Origin of the sequence: Winogradskyella aurantia, from assembly GCF_002266855.1 — a bacterium.
Classification (GTDB): Bacteria; Bacteroidota; Bacteroidia; order Flavobacteriales; family Flavobacteriaceae; genus Winogradskyella; species Winogradskyella aurantia.
Window position 1 is genome coordinate 130,806 of the sequence record NZ_NGJN01000006.1, and the last position, 22,438, is coordinate 153,243.

At 36.2% G+C, this 22,438-nt stretch carries 25 protein-coding genes; 11 read left to right on the top strand and 14 right to left on the bottom strand.

Annotation, left to right across the window (positions count from 1 at the left end):
• Positions 1 to 3: 3 nt before the first annotated feature.
• Both tatC and CA834_RS11665 read right to left on the bottom strand, forming a co-directional pair.
• Positions 4 to 828 (bottom strand): twin-arginine translocase subunit TatC, encoded by an 825-nt coding sequence (gene tatC, locus CA834_RS11660; protein ID WP_094968893.1) that lies wholly within the window; start codon positions 826 to 828, stop codon positions 4 to 6.
• Positions 828 to 1,793: a KpsF/GutQ family sugar-phosphate isomerase gene (locus CA834_RS11665; RefSeq protein WP_094968894.1), complete on the bottom strand. Its 966-nt coding sequence runs from the start codon at positions 1,791 to 1,793 to the stop codon at positions 828 to 830. Before CA834_RS11665 ends, tatC begins: the two co-directional genes overlap by 1 nt.
• Before the next feature lie 87 nt (positions 1,794 to 1,880).
• Here CA834_RS11665 and recQ point away from each other — a divergent pair, with 87 nt between their 5' ends.
• A complete protein-coding gene (gene recQ, locus CA834_RS11670; protein WP_094968895.1) occupies positions 1,881 to 4,082 on the top strand; it encodes a DNA helicase RecQ in 2,202 nt (733 codons plus the stop codon).
• On the opposite strand, the gene CA834_RS11675 is transcribed toward recQ, so the two are convergent.
• Positions 4,083 to 4,529 carry a hypothetical protein gene (locus CA834_RS11675; RefSeq protein ID WP_094968896.1) on the bottom strand — a complete coding sequence of 149 codons (447 nt, stop codon included), beginning with the start codon at positions 4,527 to 4,529 and terminating at the stop codon, positions 4,083 to 4,085.
• Positions 4,530 to 4,642: 113 nt separating this feature from the next.
• On the opposite strand from CA834_RS11675, the gene CA834_RS11680 reads away from it, so the two are divergent.
• Entirely contained in the window at positions 4,643 to 5,575 is a 933-nt protein-coding gene (locus CA834_RS11680) for a peptidylprolyl isomerase (protein WP_094968897.1), read from the top strand.
• Positions 5,576 to 5,738: 163 nt separating this feature from the next.
• Entirely contained in the window at positions 5,739 to 6,458 is a 720-nt protein-coding gene (locus CA834_RS11685; RefSeq protein ID WP_094968898.1) for a tetratricopeptide repeat protein, read from the top strand.
• A gap of 48 nt (positions 6,459 to 6,506) precedes the next feature.
• Here CA834_RS11685 and CA834_RS11690 read toward each other — a convergent pair whose 3' ends face one another.
• The 7 genes from CA834_RS11690 to recF form a co-directional block, all read right to left on the bottom strand.
• Entirely contained in the window at positions 6,507 to 7,067 is a 561-nt protein-coding gene (locus CA834_RS11690; RefSeq protein WP_094968899.1) for a type 1 glutamine amidotransferase domain-containing protein, read from the bottom strand.
• A gap of 187 nt (positions 7,068 to 7,254) precedes the next feature.
• Entirely contained in the window at positions 7,255 to 7,614 is a 360-nt protein-coding gene (locus tag CA834_RS11695; RefSeq protein WP_094968900.1) for a hypothetical protein, read from the bottom strand.
• A complete protein-coding gene (locus CA834_RS11700) occupies positions 7,611 to 10,028 on the bottom strand; it encodes a penicillin acylase family protein (RefSeq protein ID WP_094968901.1) in 2,418 nt (805 codons plus the stop codon). Before CA834_RS11700 ends, CA834_RS11695 begins: the two co-directional genes overlap by 4 nt.
• An 82-nt stretch (positions 10,029 to 10,110) precedes the next feature.
• The gene (locus tag CA834_RS11705) at positions 10,111 to 10,593 is read right to left on the bottom strand and encodes a CIA30 family protein (RefSeq protein WP_240507585.1); all 483 of its coding nucleotides are present in this window, start codon (positions 10,591 to 10,593) and stop codon (positions 10,111 to 10,113) included.
• A gap of 113 nt (positions 10,594 to 10,706) precedes the next feature.
• Entirely contained in the window at positions 10,707 to 11,003 is a 297-nt protein-coding gene (locus CA834_RS11710) for a DUF721 domain-containing protein (protein ID WP_094968903.1), read from the bottom strand.
• 31 nt (positions 11,004 to 11,034) lie between these two features.
• Positions 11,035 to 11,454 (bottom strand): lipocalin family protein, encoded by a 420-nt coding sequence (locus CA834_RS11715; protein WP_094968904.1) that lies wholly within the window; start codon positions 11,452 to 11,454, stop codon positions 11,035 to 11,037.
• Positions 11,451 to 12,530 carry a DNA replication/repair protein RecF gene (recF, locus tag CA834_RS11720; RefSeq protein WP_094968905.1) on the bottom strand — a complete coding sequence of 360 codons (1,080 nt, stop codon included), beginning with the start codon at positions 12,528 to 12,530 and terminating at the stop codon, positions 11,451 to 11,453. Before recF ends, CA834_RS11715 begins: the two co-directional genes overlap by 4 nt.
• Positions 12,531 to 12,668: 138 nt before the next feature.
• Here recF and CA834_RS11725 point away from each other — a divergent pair, with 138 nt between their 5' ends.
• From CA834_RS11725 to CA834_RS11760, 8 genes are all read left to right on the top strand, one after another.
• On the top strand, positions 12,669 to 13,436 hold the full coding sequence (locus tag CA834_RS11725; RefSeq protein WP_094968906.1) for a tetratricopeptide repeat protein: 768 nt from the start codon (positions 12,669 to 12,671) through the stop codon (positions 13,434 to 13,436).
• Complete coding sequence (gene ribH / locus CA834_RS11730; protein ID WP_094968907.1) at positions 13,436 to 13,942, top strand: 6,7-dimethyl-8-ribityllumazine synthase; 507 nt, start codon at positions 13,436 to 13,438, stop codon at positions 13,940 to 13,942. The genes CA834_RS11725 and ribH overlap by 1 nt, the downstream gene beginning before the upstream one ends.
• Positions 13,943 to 14,107: 165 nt before the next feature.
• Positions 14,108 to 14,323, top strand: coding sequence for a hypothetical protein (locus CA834_RS11735; protein WP_094968908.1), 216 nt, complete (start codon positions 14,108 to 14,110; stop codon positions 14,321 to 14,323).
• Between the two features lie 7 nt (positions 14,324 to 14,330).
• Positions 14,331 to 14,615 carry a riboflavin synthase subunit beta gene (locus CA834_RS11740; protein ID WP_094969021.1) on the top strand — a complete coding sequence of 95 codons (285 nt, stop codon included), beginning with the start codon at positions 14,331 to 14,333 and terminating at the stop codon, positions 14,613 to 14,615.
• Positions 14,615 to 16,474 carry a DNA mismatch repair endonuclease MutL gene (gene mutL, locus CA834_RS11745; protein ID WP_094968909.1) on the top strand — a complete coding sequence of 620 codons (1,860 nt, stop codon included), beginning with the start codon at positions 14,615 to 14,617 and terminating at the stop codon, positions 16,472 to 16,474. Before CA834_RS11740 ends, mutL begins: the two co-directional genes overlap by 1 nt.
• 3 nt (positions 16,475 to 16,477) lie before the next feature.
• Entirely contained in the window at positions 16,478 to 17,230 is a 753-nt protein-coding gene (locus CA834_RS11750; RefSeq protein WP_094968910.1) for a rhomboid family intramembrane serine protease, read from the top strand.
• 2 nt (positions 17,231 to 17,232) lie between these two features.
• Positions 17,233 to 18,105 (top strand): rhomboid family intramembrane serine protease, encoded by an 873-nt coding sequence (locus CA834_RS11755; protein ID WP_094969022.1) that lies wholly within the window; start codon positions 17,233 to 17,235, stop codon positions 18,103 to 18,105.
• 213 nt (positions 18,106 to 18,318) lie between these two features.
• Positions 18,319 to 19,131, top strand: coding sequence for an endonuclease/exonuclease/phosphatase family protein (locus tag CA834_RS11760; RefSeq protein ID WP_240507587.1), 813 nt, complete (start codon positions 18,319 to 18,321; stop codon positions 19,129 to 19,131).
• Here CA834_RS11760 and CA834_RS14760 read toward each other — a convergent pair.
• From CA834_RS14760 to dapB, 4 genes are all read right to left on the bottom strand, one after another.
• Positions 19,123 to 19,431: a DUF6122 family protein gene (locus tag CA834_RS14760; protein WP_094968912.1), complete on the bottom strand. Its 309-nt coding sequence runs from the start codon at positions 19,429 to 19,431 to the stop codon at positions 19,123 to 19,125. The genes CA834_RS11760 and CA834_RS14760 overlap by 9 nt on opposite strands.
• Positions 19,431 to 20,045 (bottom strand): WbqC family protein, encoded by a 615-nt coding sequence (locus CA834_RS11770; protein ID WP_094968913.1) that lies wholly within the window; start codon positions 20,043 to 20,045, stop codon positions 19,431 to 19,433. The genes CA834_RS14760 and CA834_RS11770 overlap by 1 nt, the downstream gene beginning before the upstream one ends.
• A gap of 20 nt (positions 20,046 to 20,065) precedes the next feature.
• Positions 20,066 to 21,673: a signal peptidase I gene (lepB, locus tag CA834_RS11775; RefSeq protein ID WP_094968914.1), complete on the bottom strand. Its 1,608-nt coding sequence runs from the start codon at positions 21,671 to 21,673 to the stop codon at positions 20,066 to 20,068.
• Positions 21,674 to 21,735: 62 nt separating this feature from the next.
• Positions 21,736 to 22,437 carry a 4-hydroxy-tetrahydrodipicolinate reductase gene (dapB, locus tag CA834_RS11780; RefSeq protein WP_094968915.1) on the bottom strand — a complete coding sequence of 234 codons (702 nt, stop codon included), beginning with the start codon at positions 22,435 to 22,437 and terminating at the stop codon, positions 21,736 to 21,738.
• Between the last annotated feature and the right edge of the window lies 1 nt (position 22,438).

Sequence of the window (22,438 nt, forward strand, 5' to 3'; positions counted from 1 at the left end):
GTCCTAAATTTTTGATTTTCGTTTGGTTTCTCGCCTTAATACAAGTGCCGAAATATAAATGCTTACTTGATATAAAAGCAGTATAGGAATGGCTACTATAACTTGACTAGCGATATCTGGAGGCGTTATAATTGCAGATAATATTAGGACAAGTACGAGGGCGTATTTTCTGTATTGTTTTAAGATTTTTGGTGTTACTAGACCTACTTTTGTCAAGAAAAAAATGATGATGGGCAGTTCAAATACAAAACCTGAAGCTATAGAAGATGACCTTACTATGGCAATAACCGAACTAATATCAAATTCATTGGATATCTTTTCGCTAATGGTGTAGTTGGCTAGGAAATTAATAGAAAGTGGTGTTACAATGTAATAACCAAATAACACCCCTATGAAAAATAAAAGCGATGCAACTATGATAAAACCTCTTGAATTTTTACGTTCGTTCGGCTTTAAGCCAGGACTTATAAAACTCCATAATTGATATAATACGTAAGGGAAAGCTATTATAAAACCAGCATAAATTGAAGTCCAAATATGAGCTGAGAATTGACCTGCAACTGTTCTGTTTTGAATTATAAATGGAAATTTATCTGCGCAAAAAGTGGTGTCCTCAATACCTAAGAGCTGCGAGACCTTACATAAGCCTTCATAGGTAGCGAAGTCCATATTGGTAGGTCCAAAAATAATGACGTCGAAAATAAACCTTTTGAAAATGAAAGCAAGTGTAGCAGCTACGAGAATACCTAATGTGGCTCTAATTAAATGCCATCTTAAATCTTCAAGATGGTCTAAAAAAGACATCTCATTAATATTCTTTTGCGCCATCAGATAATGCCCTCCTTTATCAAATCATGAAGGTGTACAACACCAGCGTAATTTCCATCTCTTTCTACTAATAATTGGGAAATACCAAATGACTCCATCATCTCTTTGGCGTCGACTGCCATTGCATCTTCAGCTATTCGTCTTGGGTTTGAACTCATAATATCCTTAGCTGTGAGGCTGCTTATATTATCGCTTTTACTCAACATCCGTCTCAAATCACCATCCGTAATTATACCTATTATTTTTTCATTATCCACTACGGCAGTCACACCAAGCATTTTTTCTGTGATTTCTACAATGACCTCCTTTATACTGTTTTCAAGATGAACTTGTGGCTTCATGTTTTGTGACGATAAATCACCCACCCTTAAATAAAGCTTCTTCCCCAACGCACCTCCCGGATGGTATTTTGCAAAATCATTACTGCTGAACCCTCTGAGCTCTAACAAACAAATAGCAAGTGCATCACCAATTACAAGTTGTGCTGTGGTACTGGTTGTAGGAGCTAAATTATTGGGACAAGCTTCTTGCGCCACGTAGGCATTCAAGATATAATCCGCTTGCTGCCCCAAAAAGGAATCTTTATTTCCTGTAATTGCTATCATCTTATTTTTTGCATGCTTAATAAGCGGTACCAGTACTTTTATTTCTGGTGTGTTACCACTTTTTGAGATGCAGATAACCACATCATCTTCCAAAATTAAACCAAGGTCGCCATGTATCGCATCTGCAGCATGCATAAAGATAGCGGGTGTGCCAGTAGAATTTAAAGTCGCCACTATTTTATTTGCAATTATGGCGCTTTTACCGATTCCTGTAATAATAACCCGTCCCTTAGAGTTGTAAATTAAGGTAACGGCGTCAGCAAAATCATCAGTCAATAATTCTGATAAATACAGTATCGCTTTACTTTCAGACGCAATGGTTTTTTTTGCAGTGCTTAAAATGGATTGTCTACTGTTCAAAACTTGTTGATTATGGTTTTTTTTGAATTAAAGAAATTGTTATCTTTAAACATGTTGCAAATGTATATAAAATACTAATAAGGATTAATGAGTATTGCAGAAATTGACTTACACTCCGCGCTAAAAAAATACTTTGGTTTTTCGGGATTTAAGGGACTTCAAGAGGAGGTTATAAAAAATGTTATTGAAGGTAATAACACTTTTGTTATTATGCCCACAGGTGGTGGAAAATCATTGTGTTACCAATTGCCTGCCTTAATAAAGGAAGGAACAGCTATCGTAGTCTCTCCTTTAATTGCGTTAATGAAAAATCAAGTAGACGCTATTAGAGGTATTTCAGATAATGAAGGTGTAGCGCATGTCTTGAATTCATCATTGAATAAAACGGAAATAAAACGTGTTAAGGAAGATATTGTAAATGGCATCACAAAGTTGTTGTACGTGGCACCAGAGTCCTTAACCAAGGAAGAATACGTAGATTTTCTTAGAAGTGTCAAAGTATCCTTTATGGCTGTTGATGAGGCACACTGTATCAGTGAATGGGGCCACGACTTCAGACCAGAATACAGAAATTTAAAGCATATAATTAAGCGTATTGGCGATAATATACCAATTGTAGGATTAACGGCAACAGCAACACCGAAAGTACAAGAGGATATCCTCAAGAGTTTGGGTATGACCGATGCTGTAACTTTTAAAGCATCATTTAATAGGCCAAACCTATATTATGAGGTACGTCCAAAAACCAAAAATGTTGATGCAGATATTATAAGGTTCATCAAGCAAAATGAAGGAAAATCAGGTATTGTGTATTGCCTAAGTCGCAAACGAGTTGAAGAATTGGCCCAGGTGCTCCAAGTAAATGGTATTAAAGCCGTTCCTTACCATGCAGGACTCGATGCCAAAACAAGGGTAAAACATCAGGATATGTTTTTGATGGAAGATGTTGATGTTGTCGTTGCCACTATTGCATTTGGGATGGGAATCGACAAACCAGATGTGCGTTTTGTGATTCACCATGATATTCCAAAAAGTATTGAAAGTTATTATCAAGAGACGGGACGCGCTGGGCGTGATGGAGGTGAAGGTCATTGTTTGGCTTTTTACGCTTATAAGGACATTGAAAAGCTTGAGAAATTTATGTCAGGCAAACCGGTAGCCGAACAGGAAATTGGACACGCCTTGTTACAAGAAGTTGTCGCTTTTGCGGAGACATCAGTGTCTAGGCGTAAATTTATCTTACACTATTTCGGCGAGGAGTTCGATAATGACACAGGTGAAGGTGGCGATATGGATGATAATGTGCGCAACCCTAAAAAACAAGTGGAAGCCAAAGATGATGTTAAGATATTGCTTGAAACGGTTGAGAAAACTAACGAAAAGTACAAATCTAAGGATTTGGTGCGGGTCATCGTTGGTAAGTCTAATGCCTTAATTTCTTCACATAAAACAGATGCCCAAGCTTTTTTTGGAATCGGACAAGACAAGGATTCTAGGCATTGGATGGCCTTGATTAGACAGGTCCTGGTTGCTGGTCTACTCAAAAAAGATATAGAAACCTATGGCGTTTTGCGATTGAGCGATGAGGGGCGTTCTTTTATAAAAAAACCGAGTTCATTCATGATGGCAGAAGATCATGTTTATGACGATACAAATAATGACGGGATTGTGACCAATACCAAAGCAGGAGGAGGCGTTGCTGATGAGAACCTTATGAAAATGCTAAAGGATTTAAGGAAGCGAAGTGCCAAAAGTCTAGGTGTGCCACCATTTGTTATATTTCAGGATCCTTCGCTAGAGGATATGGCCTTAAAATACCCTATTAATTTAGAAGAACTGTCTAATGTCCACGGTGTTGGTGAGAGTAAGGCTAAGAAATACGGAAAGGATTTTGTACAGCTGATAGAGCAATACGTGGAGGATAATGATATTGTTCGACCTGATGACATGGTAGTTAAATCTACAGGCTCAAATTCAGCTTTAAAACTCTATATAATACAGAATGTTGACCGAAAATTGCCACTAGATGACATAGCATCAGCTAAAGGTATGGAAATGCCTGAATTTATAAAGGAAATGGAAACCATAGTATATTCTGGCACCAAGCTCAATATTGATTACTGGATTGATGAAATTCTCGATGAAGACCAACAAGAAGAAATACACGATTATTTCATGGAGTCTGAAAGTGATAAGATTTCGGATGCCATTGAAGAATTTGACGGTGATTACGAGGATGAGGAATTAAGGCTTTACCGAATTAAATTTATTAGTGAAGTGGCTAACTGATTACTCTTCTTCGTCATTTGGCGCGTAGTGTTTTAGAAATATGATTTCGTGTTGTTTAACGTTGAGTTGAATGCTGTTTAACTCGGCTTTTTCAAGAAGTTGAAGGTCCTCTTCCTCAATTTGAAAGTCAACTTTTGTTACAAATCTTCCTTTTACAGGAGATTTTTCTGATTCAAACTCCAATATGTCGGCATCTAATTTTAATTCAAAATTTACGCCTTTTAATAGTAATTGGGCCCCTTTTTTTGATTTTACATTTAAAGATCCAACGGTGACCGTTTGAAAAAAATAGTAACTGCCCAATTCATTTAATCCAGCGTATAAAACATTGGCTTCTGAAACGCCAAAAGGCTTGTTTTCAACATCTTTAATAATAGCATCAGTACTGTCATCTGTGCTTGCATCAGATGGTTTGGCACCAAAAAGTTTTGATAAAGAAATTCCCATACGTCTATTTTAGGCAAATCTAAGTTTATTAGGCAAATTCTCAAATCTTAAACGGAAATTCGTTAATCATAAATCATTACTTATCTTTGCAGCCTTAATTAAAAGAGAAAAAAATGCAAGACGGATTATATGCAAAATTCAACACTTCAAAAGGAGATATCCTAGTTAAATTAGAGTTTGAAAAAACCCCAGGTACTGTGGGTAATTTTGTGGCCTTGGCAGAGGGGAATTTAGAAAATTCTGTAAAACCACAAGGGACGCCTTATTACAATGGCCTAAAATTCCATAGGGTTATACCGGATTTTATGATTCAGGGCGGATGCCCCCAAGGAACCGGAACAGGTAACCCAGGTTATAAGTTCGATGATGAATTTCATCCTGATTTAAAACACGATGCTCCAGGAAAGTTGTCTATGGCAAATGCGGGACCAGGGACCAATGGTAGTCAGTTTTTCATCACCCATGTGGAGACGCCATGGCTAGATGGCAAACACACGGTATTTGGAAATGTTATCGAAGGTCAAGATGTTGTTGATGCCATCGCTCAAGGCGATACCATTAATACCATTGAAATTATAAGAGTTGGTAAGGCTGCGGAAGACTTTAATGCTGTTGAGGCATTCAGAACTTTTGAAGGTGAACGAGAAAAGCGGGTTGCGGCGGAACGTGAAGCCCTTAAAGCTGAATTGGATAAAGTGGCAGCTGGTTTTGATGAGACCGATTCGGGCTTACGATACAAAATCATTCAGAAAGGCAAGGGTAAAAAGGCAGAAAAGGGCAACATGGTTTCGGTGCATTATAAAGGCCAATTAGCTGATGGAACTGTTTTTGATTCCTCATACAAACGCAACCAGCCTCTTGATTTTCAGGTTGGTGTTGGCCAAGTTATTCCTGGATGGGATGAAGGCATCCTTTTATTGAATGTTGGAGATAAAGCTCGATTTGTAATTCCAAGTGATTTGGCTTACGGGGCAGCTGGAGCTGGTGGTGTTATCCCTCCAAATGCAACCCTGGTATTTGATGTTGAACTAATGAATATTAAGTAAACCGACCAAAAAAGCAATCTTACGGATTAAATTAGGAATTACTTTCTTTTCTTAAAAAGTTAGATTGATATATACTTTTATCAGAATTACGTAACATAAGTCAAATTAAAACGTCTCACTTATAAGTGAGACGTTTTTTTTATTCTACCATTCAAAATATAAAATGAGATTAGCAGTTCGTTACATTTGGCTCGCATCAGTTATTGGTTTTATGAGTTGTTCAAACTCTGTAAAGTATTCAGAAGATTTTAAAAATAGGACAACAGGAACATATTTGTTTAATGACGATGAGCTGATTAAGGTATTCTATCAAAATGACAAACTTCACTTAAAATGGAAAGGAGGAGAATTTATTCCGGTTGCCTTAGGTGAGAATGAATTTTTTGTTGCAGACATGTACGCAAAAATGCGTTTCGTCGTAGACCCAAAAACTGGTGAGCGTTATTTGTCAAAAATCCCAGAACACAAAGAGGACAGTATCCGTTATGACTATTTAAAAGTTGAAGACGATTATAAAACACCAAGTATGCATCTAAAAGAGGGTAATTATAAAGAAGCTCTTACTGGGTTTATGGCCATAAAGAAAAAGGATTCGACAAGTTCATCTATTGACCAATGGGAGTTAAACAAAATAGCTTACAAGCATCTCAGAGCGAAAGAATACGAGAGTGCCATAGAAGTTTTTAAAATTAACGTTGCCTTGCATCCAAACAATGAATACATCCATGGTAGTCTGGCAGATGTTTACTTAAAGCAAGGTGATAGCGCTATGGCTTACCTTAGTTATAAAGAGGCGTTAGATATAAACCCTAGAAACAAACGAGCAGAGCGTTTTATAGAAAGTCATAAGGCAAAGGATGTGCCTACAAAAGAATCACAATGAAAAAAAGCACCTTGAAAAGGTGCTTTTAATTTTATGTATTGACACAAATTACGCAGTTTGTAATTCGTGTTTACCTTCATAAACTTCCTCAATTAATTTGGAAATAAATGCTGGTATATCACTCGGTTTTCTGCTGGTGACCAAGCCTTCGTCCACAACAACTTCACTATCTTCCCACTTAGCTCCTGCATTTACCATATCGCGTTTAATAGAACTGAACGAAGTAATTTTACGGCCTCTCAAGACATCTGCCTCAGCTAAAATCTGTGGTCCATGACAAATTGCGGCAACTGGTTTTTTTTGAGTAAAAAATGCCTTTACGAAGCGAATAGCATCTTCATTACGTCTTAATTTATCTGGATTAATTACACCACCTGGCAATACCAGGGCATTGTAATCACTTTCCGATACTTCATTAATGGTTTTGTCAACGTTGTATGCGTTACTCCAATTACCATTAGACCAAGACTTTATCTTCCCTTTTTCTTCAGAAACAATATCTACATCTGCTCCAGCTTCTTTCAGAGCATTCATCGGTTCTTTTAATTCACTTTCTTCAAATCCATTTGTTGCCAGAATTGCAACTTTCTTTCTTTCTAAGTCTTTCATGTTTTATGATATTAATAATTAATAAATCAGTTATATATAAGATAACATAAATAGATACAATAAACGAAGATTAAGGTTGTCTTAACTGGACTTTAATAGAAACTGTTAAAACAATGGTTGTAAGTGTTAAAAACGACTTTTAACGTAAAAAAATGAGAGTAAAATTTAAGGTTGCATGCGGTGATTGTTAGGACTTGGTCGTTATAACTTGTCTAAGTTGTTTTCCGAATATAGCGGCTATTCCGGCAGCTATACCTCCAAGGAGACCAGTTATTAGTATGAGTATGTAAGGATTACCATCTAATGGCAGTAAAATCGCAATTTTTTTTGCCAATATAAAATCATTACCACTACTTAGAAAGTAGCTATAACTTATCCAAAACAGTAGAATTGCAAAAAATGGAACAAAAAATACAGCACTTTTTTTCAGAGGTATCAATAAAGCGGCTAGCAAACCTGCTAGCATTACAGACCACCATGGCAATACAAAAGAAAGTGATAAGGCAAAAAGTAGGGTCGCTAAAAAATTAAATTGTCTTTTGGTCATTGGTCAGATGGTATTAAGGTTTGTGTACCAATAATATCTTTGGTGGGTGTATTAGATTGAAGGAAATTGAGACTGTGGTATTTTCCGGTGGCCCAATCATCTATAAAATTATCATAAAACTTACTTCCAGGATTTCCAGACTGCCCGCCCGGATAAATGCCATAAGCCTTTGGCGGAGAGCTTAATTCCACAACCATTCGCCAAGAAGGGCCATGGTTTTTATCCATAGCATTAACTGTATTCCGGTCTCCACCGATAGGTAATTCAAATCTCGAGAAGGCAGGTAATCCTTGTAGTAAGTGCCCAACAAAAGTGCCTTTGTAATTCTGGTAATTGTACTCACCATTAGTTGCTTTCCATTCCATAAGCTCGTTTGCCGCTTCCTTAAAGGTTAAAAGAAATAAATCTTGAGCGCTTTCTTTTTCAGGGGTGTCTTTTACATCCATAAATTCATCATTGGACATATGCGTGAGCATATAAATCGTTTGATATGTGAAAGGTACGTCTAGGGCGACATCCTCAATATCAAACTCGTCCCAAACTTTTGCGTACAATCTGGGCCACCATGCACTCCAAATGCTAGGCGCTAGCTTATCGATATCACTATAAAAGTCCCAATTTTTAACTTCATCATAAATGCGCAGTTCATCTTCGGTTAATGACGAAGTATCCATTGTTTCAAATACGTAAGGGAGAAGTTCTGAAGCTTTTAAATTAAACGTGTTATTCTGTAGACCTTTTAAATCCTCTACCGAGAATTTATCCTTTGACCTAAAGAAGTTGTTGATTACGCGACTTCGATAAGTGTCATACCCGTCATTAAATACATAAAAGGGATATTGCTCATCTACGGGGTGTTGGTTGGCCGAACTTACAAATCCGCGTTCTGGGTTTTTGGTATGGGCATTGAACTCCTGAGGAATAAAATCCGGCCAATCATGGTCTGGATTACTGCCGTCCATTAAAAATTTACCTTGACCTTCCCATTTATTTGGAAATTTACCTTGAATCCACAAGGCGATATCCCCTTCGGCTGAAGCAAAGACAAAATTCTGTGCAGGTGCTACATAAGGCTTAATGGCATTGAGGTAATCATCGTAATTTTTACCTCTATTTAAGTCCAAGAAGGTCCGTTGGTTATTGCCGCCTTCAAGTCCGATCCATTTCATAGCGTAACCAGAAAGTGGATTATCTCCCTTAAAATTATGGTCGTAAACAACTGGGCCATGGTGTGTGTATAGAACGGTGTCTTTTAAGGTTTTACCGTTTTTTACTTTAATTTCTTCAATGCGTTCAGTAACGTCTCTCCAGCCATCTCCATATTTATACTGTGTTCTTGTGTCGTCTTTAAATACGATTTTATACCAGTCTAAAAGATCTCTTGTTGCATTGGTTTCTCCCCAGGCAATATGTGTATTGAATCCTGAAATAACTCCTAAGGCACCAGGCAGTGTGGCACCCATAGAAGAATGTTCGGGTGTACTCAGCTGCATAACGTACCAAATAGAGGGGAGGTTAAGCGTTAAGTGTGGATCATTTGCTAATATTGGATGTCCTGTAATGGATTTCTCGCCGGAAATGGCCCAGTTATTACTGCCGTTATTCTCATGAGGTTTTGATAAGGTCTCCGATATAGTATCTAAAGGTAGTTCACTCAAAGGTGTCGCGGTTTGCTGAGCTGTTATAAAACTCCAATCGGTTTCTTTTGGTATTATGGGGTCGATAATTTCAAAAAACTCTGGATAGAGCTTATTGAAGGTATCTTCGCCAAAAATCCGTAATGCATTGGTATATTCTAAATCGTGCTCTCTACTGGCTAGCGTTTTTGTCATGTACATCAGCAGCAATGCCGTTTTTTTGATATTCCACGGTTCAGGTTTGTAATTCAAGAGTTTATATTCAAGAGGTAGGTTTTTATCCTTCAAACAATTAATGTAAGCGTTAACCCCATCACTATAAGCTTCAAGATAAGACATGGTTTCTGTGTCGTTTGCCATTCTTTCTAGTGCTTGTTCTGCACCATATACCATACCTAAACGTCGTTGTTGACGATCGTAATTGAGAGCGCCTTCTCCAACTATTTCAGACAATCGCCCTGCCGCAGCATAGGTTTGAAATTCTAATTGCCAAAGTCTATGTTTGGCGGTAACATAACCCTGAGCCCTATATAAATCGGCATCATTCTGGGCAAAAATATGAGGGATTAATAAATCATCATAAAGTATGGATACTGGTTCTTTCAATCCTGAAATTACTATTTCACCAGTAATATTTTCATCGGTTTCGTTTTGCCAAATGCCCGTATAGGGATTTAGAAACTTTCCCAATGGAGGAATAGGTCCTAATTTTGTATTTAAGACATAAAAAATCCCTAGAGTTAGCAAAAAGGATAGGGTTAACTTGAGGTACTTCATTAATTGGTGTTTATCTCGTCTAAAATACCAAATAATTTAAATATGAAACCTGAGTTGATTTAAATTCCGCTGATTATTAGAGCTACTTTAAGCCTATAGCGTCAATCAATAATTTAAATTGCTCTTCTTTTTTATTCCCAATAAGAAAGGCGATTTCTTCCATGTGATTACCATCAAAATTTGGAATATTTAACCTGTTACCTCTAAATGATGCATACATTTGAGAAAATGGAATTTTAATAGTTTGCCAGTCACCGTTGGTGGTAAATTCAAAAACATAGGAATGCCGTCTGTTTCTGTCGTCCTTAACTCTAAATTGGTATTTTTTTCCATCGCCTTTAATTCGGAGAGTAAATTCGGAGAACGCTGTAGTTTCTATTTTTTCAAAATAGTAACGTACAGAGGAAAAGCCACCATTGTTTTCTAAAGAGATTTTACCAGAAAATTCACCATGGTTATCTTCATTTAATTTAAAGATTCCATTTGAACGGCCCCCCATTACAACATCATCAAGAATTCTCCAATTAGATAGGTTGCAGTCTTTGGAAAAATCAAATAGCGTCATGGATTGTAGGATTGTAGAGATTAAAAATATAATCAAAATTCTAAACATGCCTTAAAGATAATGTAGAAAGCAGTCAACCGTAGGAGCTTTTGCAAAACTTTAATAGGTGGATATTATTGCAGTACTAGTTTTTTTACAAGGTCTTTGCCTAATGATTCATTGAGCATGTTTACAATTTTTTCCTTGCCATAACTCAATTCTTCTCGTAAAACACTAGAGCTCAATTGAACGTAAAGTGTTTCGTGTTTAAGTTCTATAGCAGTTGTATAATTATTAACGCCATTGCCCATAAGATTGGCCCAGGCTTCTCTTGCATTGACCTTGTCAAGCCCCCCTTCCAGATTGTTCGTTTTTACAAACTCCTTTAGTATATCTTGTATGGGTTGATTATCATTGTTGCGTTTGGCCATATTCAACTCGCTTTCTTGGGTTATCTTTTAATTATTCAACGTTCAACTGTATTGGCGTGTAGCGTTTATATAAATATACAGCCTTATTTTCATTTATTATTTTTAGTTGGTCTTCAGTTGCTTTTAAAACAGTTTCTTTCCATTTTGAAAATGGAGTCGAATAATAAATACGAAGGCTGTCATCTTCAACCATAACTGTAAGAGCTTCGGCATCATCAGAGGTAAAATAATTATTGTTTAAACCCGGCTTAAGTTTTTTCCTAAAGCCTTTCAAACTGTCGTTAAGACTAATATAGTCAATGGTTTCATTTACTTTATAATTTTTCACACTACCATCGGACAAGATAACCTCTTGTATTTCCCAATAGCCTTCCAAATGGTTTATATAGCTTTTAGGGTTGTTGGAACAACTAATAAAAATGAACCATAAGCACCATAATAGCTTTTTCATAATTTAAATATTTTGTAGGACTGGTGGATTTGTTTCACGATAGCTTCAGTACGCTCAGGATGAGTATCACTTATGAATATTTGGCCAAAATGGTCATCATCTACTAAACTTATAATTTGGGCAACCCTATTTTCATCCAGTTTGTCAAAAATATCATCTAAAAGTAATATTGGCGCCACACCGCTTTGCTGCTTGATAAAATCGAACTGCGCCAATTTCAGTGCAATTAAAAATGATTTCTGTTGGCCCTGACTTCCAAATTTTTTAATGGGAAAATCATCAATTAAAAAAATTAAATCGTCTTTATGTATTCCTACACTAGTATATTGTAACGCTTTATCTTTATTTAAATTGGACTTAAGAAGCGCATTCAATTCACCCTCAAACAAATCACTCTTATACTTAAGGTTAATGACTTCTTTGCTCTGGCTAATAGCTTCATAGCGTTCCTTAAAAATAGGAATGAATATTTTCAAGAATTCTTCTCTCTGTTCAAATATCTCTCGACCATAGGTGTGCAGCTGTTCGTTATATATGGCTAAGGTATCAGTATTAAAAGTATTGTTTAGTGCAAAATATTTTAAAAGCGCATTACGCTGACTGAGTACCTTGTTATAGGCAATGAGTTGGTTAAGATACGTTTTATTGCTTTGTGAGATTACACTATCTATAAATTTTCTTCGGGTGTCACTACCTTCGATAATTAAGTCACGATCTGCTGGAGATATTATAACCAATGGGATCAACCCCACATGTTCACTGAACTTCTCATAGGCCTTACCATTTCGTTTAATAACCTTCTTTTGTCCTCGTTTAAGGGAAACTACTATTTTTTCAGGTTTACCATTTTTTAAGAAAGCACCATCCGTGACAAAATAATCTTCACCGTGTTTTATATTTTGAAGCGCAATGGGATTAAAGTAACTTTTACCAAAGGCGAGGTGGTAAATAGCATCCAGTGCATTAGTTTTTCCAATGCCGTTTGCACCGACAAAACAGTTGATTTTATTATCAAAATCAAAAACCTGGCTTTCAAAATTTTTATAATTGACTAACGAGAGTGTATTCAGATGCATAAAGATGTCATGATTTGCCCGATTTTACTACTATAAATGGACGTTCAATGCCTCAAAAATTATTCAAAAATAACAAATAAATAGGCTTTTAAATCCCAATAAATATTTTATTTTTGCGCACGCACAAAATGACAAGTTATGGCAACGTACAAGAAAAGAGGCTACAAACCAAAAACCAAAAAAGAAAAGGAAGACGTCCTTGAGGATGGGTCAACTACTGCTGAGGTATTCAATACTTTAGATGAGGGGGCATCAAAGACGGAAGAGTGGGTTGTAAAGAACCAGAATTACATTGTAGGCGTAATTGGTGCTATAGCTTTAGTGGTTTTGGCTTATTTAGGATACAATAGATTTATAGCCGCTCCCCAGGAGAAAGAGGCCATGAATGAAATGTATCAAGCCAAGAAATATTTTGAAGATGCCGTAAGCGGTATTTCTTCTGATTCCTTGTACACTATGTCATTAAATGGAGGTGAAGGAAAGTATGGCATGCTTGATATAATTAATGAATATAGCGGTACACCAGCTGCGAATTTGGCTAATTATTACGCCGGTATGGCCTACCTTAACTTAAAGGACTACGAAAACGCCATTACCTATTTGAGCGAATTCTCTAGTGATGATAAAATGTTAGGTCCAATAGCTTATGGTGGTATCGGAGATGCCTTTGTGCAATTAGAGCAATTACCAGAAGGGTTAGAATATTATGAAAAAGCGTTCAATGCCAATAACAATGATTATACAACTCCAATGTATCTCATGAAGGCTGCTAGAGTTGCTATAGAATTAGGCAAGAATCAAAAGGCATTAGATTACTTAAAGCGAATAGACGCCGAGTTTCCTTCATCTAATGAGGGTTCTGAGGTTAAGGTTCTCATAGGGAAAGTAGAAGCAAGCTTAAATTAATGGCTACGGCAAACCACAATTTATCCAATTACGATAAAACAACAATCCCAAATGCGAAAGATTTTCGGTTTGGGATTGTTGTTTCTGAGTGGAATTCACAAATTACTGAAGGTTTGTGGCAAGGCGCCTTTGAGGCTTTAGTTGATTGTGGTGCATTGAAAGAAAATATAGTTCGCTGGAATGTTCCAGGTACTTTTGAGCTTACCTATGGTGCTGCACGAATGGGCAAAAGTATTTATGCCGATTCTGGTATGTTAGATGCCATTATTGTTATTGGTTGCGTTATTCAAGGCGAAACCAAGCATTTTGACTTTGTTTGTGACGGTGTTACTCAAGGGATTAAAGATTTAAATCTTAAAGGTGATATACCTGTTATCTTCTGTGTGCTTACAGATAATAACTTGCAACAATCCATTGACCGTTCAGGCGGAAAGCATGGTAATAAAGGCACTGAAGCTGCCATCGCTGCAATAAAAATGGCAGAATTACGAAAAGATACTATGTAATTTCATCACAATTGTATTTGGTGTTATACAATACGCGGCGCTTCACACTTCATTCTTATGACTTTCACTTGGCATCCTTTTTGTTGATATTTTAAGGAATCCTTAAGCATTATTTGCTAGTATTTTAAGTACTTTTGAGAGGAAATTAGAGTATAATAGATTACTTTGTTTAAGCAGCGAAAACATAAACGGTTCAATTACAAACCGCGTTTCCAGGATTCTGAAGATTATAAGTCAAATACTGATTTTGAAGCTAGATGGAATGAAGCAAAAGGTTCGGTAAAACGCAGAGGAAGTATTTTTACCTCACTTCCGGCTCTAATTGTCATCCTATTGGCACTGTTTATTTTAATGTATATCCTTGATGGATATATTAAATAAGAAGATTATGGGATTAATGAAAACGAAGAAGAATAGGAAATTTAACTATAAACCACGTTACTACAAAGGTGACGGAAATCCATATGAGCTTAAGCATAAGTTTGACGAATACAGAACAACGGTTAACCCTGCAAAAGGCTTAAAAGGAAAGTTTAATGCGGCCATGAATGATTATAAGAACAACAATGATGAAAGTGTAAACAAACGTGTTTTGCTTATTGTTGGGATTCTAATTTTTATTTTTTTACTAATTATTGGTTTTGATTTGTCAATATTCTTCCCTCAGAGCTAATGGCAGATATTATTCATCTTTTACCAGAACATGTTGCTAATCAAATAGCTGCAGGAGAAGTGGTGCAGCGCCCTTCCTCCGTAGTTAAAGAATTATTGGAAAATGCCATTGATGCCGATGCAACTGAAATAAAACTAATCGTCAAAGATGCTGGTAAAACACTTGTTCAAGTTATTGATAACGGTAAGGGCATGAGTGTTACAGATGCACGGCTGAGTTTTGAGCGTCATGCCACGTCAAAAATTAAAGCTGCAGAAGATTTATTTCAACTAAATACTAAAGGGTTTAGGGGTGAAGCTTTGGCAAGTATTGCAGCCATTGCCCATGTCGAGCTAAAGACTAAACAGTTACATCAGGATTTAGGAACGGCGATTGAAATTGAAGGCAGCGAGGTTAAATCCCAAGACGTTAGTGTTACTCCAACTGGCACGTCCGTAGCAGTTAAGAATTTGTTTTTTAATATTCCAGCTAGGCGAAATTTTTTAAAATCGGACACCGTTGAATTACGCCATGTTACAGATGAGTTTCACAGGGTAGCCTTAGCACATCCTAACATAGCTTTCAATTTTTATCATAATGGCAGCGAGCTATTCAATTTGCCAAAAGAGAACTATAGACAGCGAGTGGTTCATATATTCGGGCCAAAAACTAATGAGAAGTTGGTGCCTGTAGAAGAACAAACTGAGGTCTTGAAAATATCAGGATTTGTGGGGAAACCAGAGTTCTCTAAGAAAACAAAATCAGAGCAGTTCTTTTTTGTTAACCAAAGGTTCGTGAAGAGTCCATATCTAAATCATGCAGTTAATGCCGCTTATGAGGGCTTATTAAAGGATAGATATCATCCTAGTTACTTTTTAAACTTAACTGTTGACCCAAAGACAATTGATATTAATATTCACCCTACCAAAACGGAGATTAAATTTGATGATGAACATACATTGTATGCAATAATTCGATCATCAATCAAACATAGTCTTGGTCAATTTAACATAGCGCCTGTATTAGATTTTGAGCAGCAGTCTCAATTTAATACACCATACGGTTATCGACATAGGCAAGCATCCACACCTAAAATTGAAGTTGACAGGAATTTCAATCCCTTCAAAGATGAGAATAGTCATACACTTGGACAAAGGCAATCGTCATTTAGGCAAGGACCTACAGCTAAATGGGAAAGTCTTTACGTAGGATTGGAATCTAAGGAAGGCGACAATTTATCGCAACATAATTCAGATGAATTTACATTTGAAACCCAATCAAAAACACATTCCATCTTCAGTGATGATGCCGTTGAGACCTCCAAAACAACATTTCAACTCCAGCAGAAGTATATCGTAAGTACCCTAAAATCTGGGATGCTCATTATTGATCAAAACAGGGCGCACCAACGCATATTGTATGAGAACTTTTTAAAGCATATGACGCTGAAGGAAGCTACAACGCAACAATTGCTTTTTCCGTTGCATTTAAACGTTACGCCAAGTGAGATGAAAATTATTCGTGATTTGAAATCTGATTTAGAAGATACGGGTTTTGTCTTTACGGATTTTAGTAAAATCGAAGTCACGGTTACTGGTGTACCAATAGGTGTACCAGAAAGTGAAGTGTCTATAATCATTGAACAATTAATAAGTGATGTTGAGAATGATGTACCAGAAGCCAATTTTAGTGCTACTGATTTATTGGCTAAATCTATGGCCAAAAGTTTAGCTATAAAAAATGGGCAGCCTTTGAATAATGCAGAACAAGAACATATGGTCAACAGTTTGTTTGCATGCAAGGATCCTAGTGTGTCACCCACTAATAGACCTACATTTATCACTATGGCGATAGATGATCTAGAAAAACGATTTATGTAATTTATGAGAAGAGGAATAACAGATACCGTAAAACACTTATTAATTATCAATGTCATAATGTTTGCGGGAACTTACCTAATTGGCAACAGTGAGTTATTTTATCAATGGTTTGCGCTATTTTTTCCAAAAAATGAATTGTTTCAACCATGGCAGGTGCTAACACATATGTTCATGCATGGTAATTTAATGCATATCTTATTTAATATGTTTGCATTATGGATGTTCGGTACAGCAGTAGAACAGATTTTTGGAGCACGAAAATTTTTAATTTTTTACTTGCTCTCAGGTTTGGGTGCGGCAGTAATTCAAATAGGCTTTTTGTATTATCAGTTTAATTCAGGATTATCTGAGCTTATCTCATCTGGGATTCCTGAGGCTGAAATATTGAATGTGTTAGGAGAGGGCAAGTACGATACTCGCTGGGTTAATATTTTAGGTTCAGGTTTTCAGTCATTTATCAGTTCGTATAATTCTACAATGGTTGGTGCTTCAGGTGCTATATTTGGTGTCTTGGTAGCTTTTGGAATGTTGTTTCCTGAATCTAAACTTATGCTTATTTTTTTGCCGATTCCTATTAAAGCCAAATATTTTATCCCTGCAATAATTGCCCTAGATTTATTTTCTGCGCTGTCAGGTGAATCAATCTTTAGTCCAAGCAATACGGCTTATATGGCTCACGTCGGAGGTGCACTTACGGGATTTCTGTTAATGTATTTTTGGAAAAAGAATGAAACTGATAAATACCGTTGGAACTAGCTATGAATATATTTAATGATTTAAAATATAAATTTAATACCCTGGATATTTTTGGAAAGATTATCGCCATCAATGTTATCCTATTTATTGTTGATTTTATTTTAACCAGGTTGATTAAGGTGAACCTTATCAACTACTTTAAGTTACCCTCGGACTTCTTTGAATTTATTGTGCAACCGTGGTCCATTCTTTCTTATGGTTTTATTCATAATGACTTATTCCACTTACTGTTCAATATGCTATTCCTATTTTATTTAGCCAGAGCCTCAACCAATTTATTTAGGACAAAAATGATACTCAACGTCTTTTTTATGGGTATTATAGTTGGTGGTTTGGCATATCTCAGTATTGCAAATCTTATAACAACCAATTTTTTTGGTGCGAGGGGTGTATTGGTTGGATCATCAGCAGGAGTTTGTGCCTTGCTATTGTTTGTAGCAGCATACATGCCAGAATCACAAATAAGATTATTTAATGCTTTTAACGTTAAGTGGAAACACATAGCCATATTCTTTGTGGTTATAGACGTATCCAGACTGTTGCTAGGACTTAATCAAGGTGGCTATATTGCCCATTTAGGGGGATACTTGTTAGGTTATGTTTATGCTACCCAATTAAAAAAAGGAAAGGATATAGGAACAGGGTTTGAACGTGCCATAGATAATTTTTTGGGTTTTTTTAAACCTAAATCTAAATTAAAGACAGTTCATCGCAAGAAAGGTAAGGCTGGTTACACCAGTAAGTCAAATAAAGAATTTGACGCGGTTACAAAACAGAAAAAAATAGACATGATTCTGGATAAGATTAGTAAAAGTGGTTACGAGAGTCTTTCAGCTGAAGAAAAGGAGTTTCTTTTTAAGGCGGGTCAAGATTAATTTAAGATGAAGGGTTTAGGTTTTTTTGACAAGCTAATTTTCACTATCAATTCGTTGCTGGCTTTCTTATTGCTCTTGTCTTATCTATTGCCTTTTATTCCACCCAAAAGTTTTTCGACCTTATCCGTTCTCAGTCTCGGGGTGCCATTTTTGATTATTCTCAATGTTTTATTTTTAGTATTTTGGTTATTTCGCTTAAAGAAACAATTGTTTTTGTCACTTTTTGTACTTGTTTTAGGATGGAACTACATTAACTCACTCTATAAATTTTCTAGTTCTAAGCATATTGAATCTGACGATAATTTTTCGGTAATGTCATTTAATGTGAGGCAGTTTAATCTATTTGAATGGTTATCTAGCAAGACTGTCAAAGAAGACATCATTCAATTGATAGAATCCGAACAACCGGATATATTATGTTTACAAGAATCTCCAAGAGGAGACAAGGTCGTATTAGAAGGATACAATCAATTTAATGCAACTTATGTTAGTAATGTTAGAGGTGGCCTAGCCATCTATTCAAAATTCCCAATCATCAGCTCAGGATCGTTAGAATTCCCCAATACTAATAATAATGCCATATTTGTTGATATTGTGAAGACTAAAGATACCCTCCGAGTCTATAATATCCATTTGCAGTCTTCAAAGATTGACACGAAGGTTGAAGCGTTGAAAAAAGAATCATCCGAAAACTTATTAAAGCGAATAGGCATTACTTTTAAAACTCAGCAAGAGCAATCTGAATTAGTTTTAGACCATAAAAACAAGTGCCCTTATAAAACTATTATTGCTGGCGATTTCAACAATACGGCTTATTCATACGTTTATAATCAACTCAAAAGGGACTTGGTTGATACCTTTGAAGAGGCAGGTAACGGCTTTGGAAAAACCTATAATTTTAAGTTTTTTCCGGTTAGGATTGATTTTATTTTGGTGGATGAGGCTTTTACTGTAAATGGCTATAAGTCCTTTGAAAACGAATTATCTGATCATTTTCCTATTAAGGCAACACTTAAACTACATTAGCCAACAATCCGCTAAATCTGACACAATATGCGCTAAAAGCCCAAAGGCAAATATCCTCGTAAATTTAGGTAATAACATCAACACATAAACTCCAATCGCATAGTAGCTGTGTAATGGATGAAAATTAATGCTACATCGATTTGGATTAAACATTGGACTGGCTAATAAATGATCTAAATCAATAACAAAAGCACAAATCATAATTAGATATGCACGTATCCATAACTTTCTGAAAAAAATAAGTGCCATGGCTAGGGGTAAGCCAAAATGTAAACCATAATGTATTGCAAATTGAAACATTAGCCTAACTTTTGATTTACGAGGTATAGTTCAGAATTTGGTCCTTCATTAAATAGTAAATCTAAAATGCTTAGGTCTGCTTTAAACCCATGCTTTTCAGAAAATACTTGAGTATAGGGTGTATAGGTATTTGAGGTATTTTTCTTTTGCGACAAATGCCTATAATCCATGATGTCCTTAGGATTTATCTCAAATTTTGTGGTCACGGCTTTTGGAATATAAACCTGTAAAGCGTCTTCAAGAATCTCTAGGCATTTTAAGTTGAGATCTAAAAGAAACTTGAATTGTATTTTAAAGAGGGGCACTAAATCATCTATATAAAATTCAAAAAAAGGGGACATGCTATAGGCCGACATAAGGGACGTTAAATGGTTTTGCTGCCAATTTTCGTCATAGGAGATTTTAACATCTTTGAAAAGTTGTCTATTTTTTTGAGTATAGTTTACAGGTACGCTTAAAGCTAATTTACCGTTAGCACCATAGATTTCTGCCCTATTTCTAAAGGTTTGCTTTTGGTAATTACCATAAACCTCCAAACAAACCTTATCGGCTTTCATCATCGCAATAAAATGCGATACATTAGGAAAGTAAGTTGGGTGGATAAGACAGTCCATAAACTAAACTTATCGGTACACTATTTTGATTGAGATTTCCTTTTCTTTCGCCATCTATTAAAAAAGGTAATACCTAGGACTACAACTAAAAAAGGAATGAGATAAGAGGTGCGTTTACCGCTGCCACTTACCGTAGTAAAAATCCTGTCCCAACGGAAGCTCCAATTTTTAATTCCATCATTTATGCCATCGATACTCATCCAAATGAACACAGGTTTTCCAAAAATGTGATTATAAGGCACAAATCCCCAAAACCGACTGTCAATGGAGTTATGCCTGTTATCTCCCATCATCCAGTAATAATCTTGCTTAAAAGTGTAGGATGTGGCAGGTTCGTCGTTAATGAATATCTGGTTGCCTCTTGTCACTACCTTATTTCCTTCGTATTCTGAAATGGCACGCTTGTATAAGGCGATATTCTCTGTGTTCAACTGCACTGTTGCTCCGGCTTTGGGAATCCATATTGGGCCAAAGTTGTCAACGTTCCAATTATAATTAGGATCCCTAGGAAATATATCTTCTGTTTCGCCTTTGGCTCGTTTTATGGGTGTAATTTTAGCGACTTCAGGATGGGCTTTTAAACGTGCAATGGCCTCATCCGTAGCGGCTGGTATACGATAGGAGCCTTCATTAGAGCCATAACCTAAACCATCGGTGATATCATATTTTTTTAAAATACTAAAAATTCTAGCGGGTTGTAAATTTCTCTTAAATGTAATCTCATAAGAGAATTGTAGATGTGCTCTAGGAGGCAATTTGTTTTTCTTTCCATCTATATATACATAACCATCCTTAATTTCTAAGGTATCGCCAGCAACACCAACACACCGCTTTACTAGATTTGTTTTTTTGTCAATGGGTTTATAATAATTACGATCTGGTTTGAACTGGTTCATGTCCAATAACGTATCTGCGGGTTGATTGAACACGACAATATCATTGCGTTCAACATGCTCAAACCCTGGTAATCTAAAATACGGCAGTTGAAGTTTATTTAGCAATGAGGAATTCCGTTTCTCGTAATTATCACTGAACAAATAGGATTTTGTTTTGAGTATAGGAATGGTATCATGTACCATTGGTGCAGCCACAGTTGTCATTGGCCCCCTTGGACCATAATGAATTTTACTGACAATTAGAAAATCACCAACCAATAGGGATTTTTCGAGAGAAGAAGAAGGAATGACAAAAGGCTGAAAAAAATACGTATGAACTATGGTTGCAGCGACTATGGCAAATAAAATGGACGTTACCCACTCACCAGCTGAAGTCTTTGGTTTTAACTGTCTGTTTTCTATGTATTGGACATCAGCTACATAATTAAGATAGTACAAATAGAACCCAAGAGACAAAATACAAATCAACGCATCTAGTTTGGTGTCTTTTCCAAAAGTTCTTGCTGTTTCTACCCAAACAGCTGGTATCATTATAAGATTCACTATCGGTAAAAACAATAAAACAACCCACCACCAAGGGCGTGAAATTACCTTCATTAAAATAACGGCATTGTAAACGGGTACAAAAGCTTCCCATGCCTGTCTCCCGGCTTTAACATAGAGTTTCCAAGTACCTAAGCCATGAACCACTTGAATTATCAATAAGAAAATAAACCACTCTGTCCAGTTCATAAATTGTATTTTAGTCTTAGTAGGTTGAAAATTATTTTATTTTGTTTCAAACTATTGAGAGATTAACCAATGTTTAACACGTCTTTCATGGTAAAAATACCTTTTTTATCGCTTATCCACTCCGCTGCGATCAATGCTCCCAAAGCAAAACCTGCTCTGCTATGTGCTATATGTTTTATGCTTATGGTGTCTATATCAGAATGATACGAAATCTCATGAGTTCCTGGAGTATTTTCTATTCGTTTGGCCTCAATATGTATTTCTTTGGGCTTGGCCTCCTTTAAGGTCCAATTGGTGTAATCCGTATTTGCAATGATAGCCTCTGCCAATGAAATTGCCGTACCACTTGGCGCATCTAACTTTTGGGTATGATGAATTTCTTCCATTGTAACATGGTAAGCCTTAAATTCTGACATTAATTGACTAAGCTTTTTGCTCAATTCGAAAAAGAGATTGACACCAAGACTAAAGTTTGAGGCATATAAAAAACTTCCTTCTCTTTGTTCGCAGTAAGTGACGACTTCATTATAATCATCTAGCCAGCCCGTTGTTCCAGATATAATAGGCACATTGCTGTCTAAAGCACGTTTAATGTTTTTTACCGCAACTGAAGGTAAACTAAAATCAATAGCAACATCAGCTCCTGATAAGTCGAAAGTATCAGTTTCACTAGTTACTTTCAATACAATCTGATGATCCCTTTCTAAAGCAATTTTTTCAATGCTTTTACCCATTTTTCCATAGCCTAATAGTGCAATATTCATC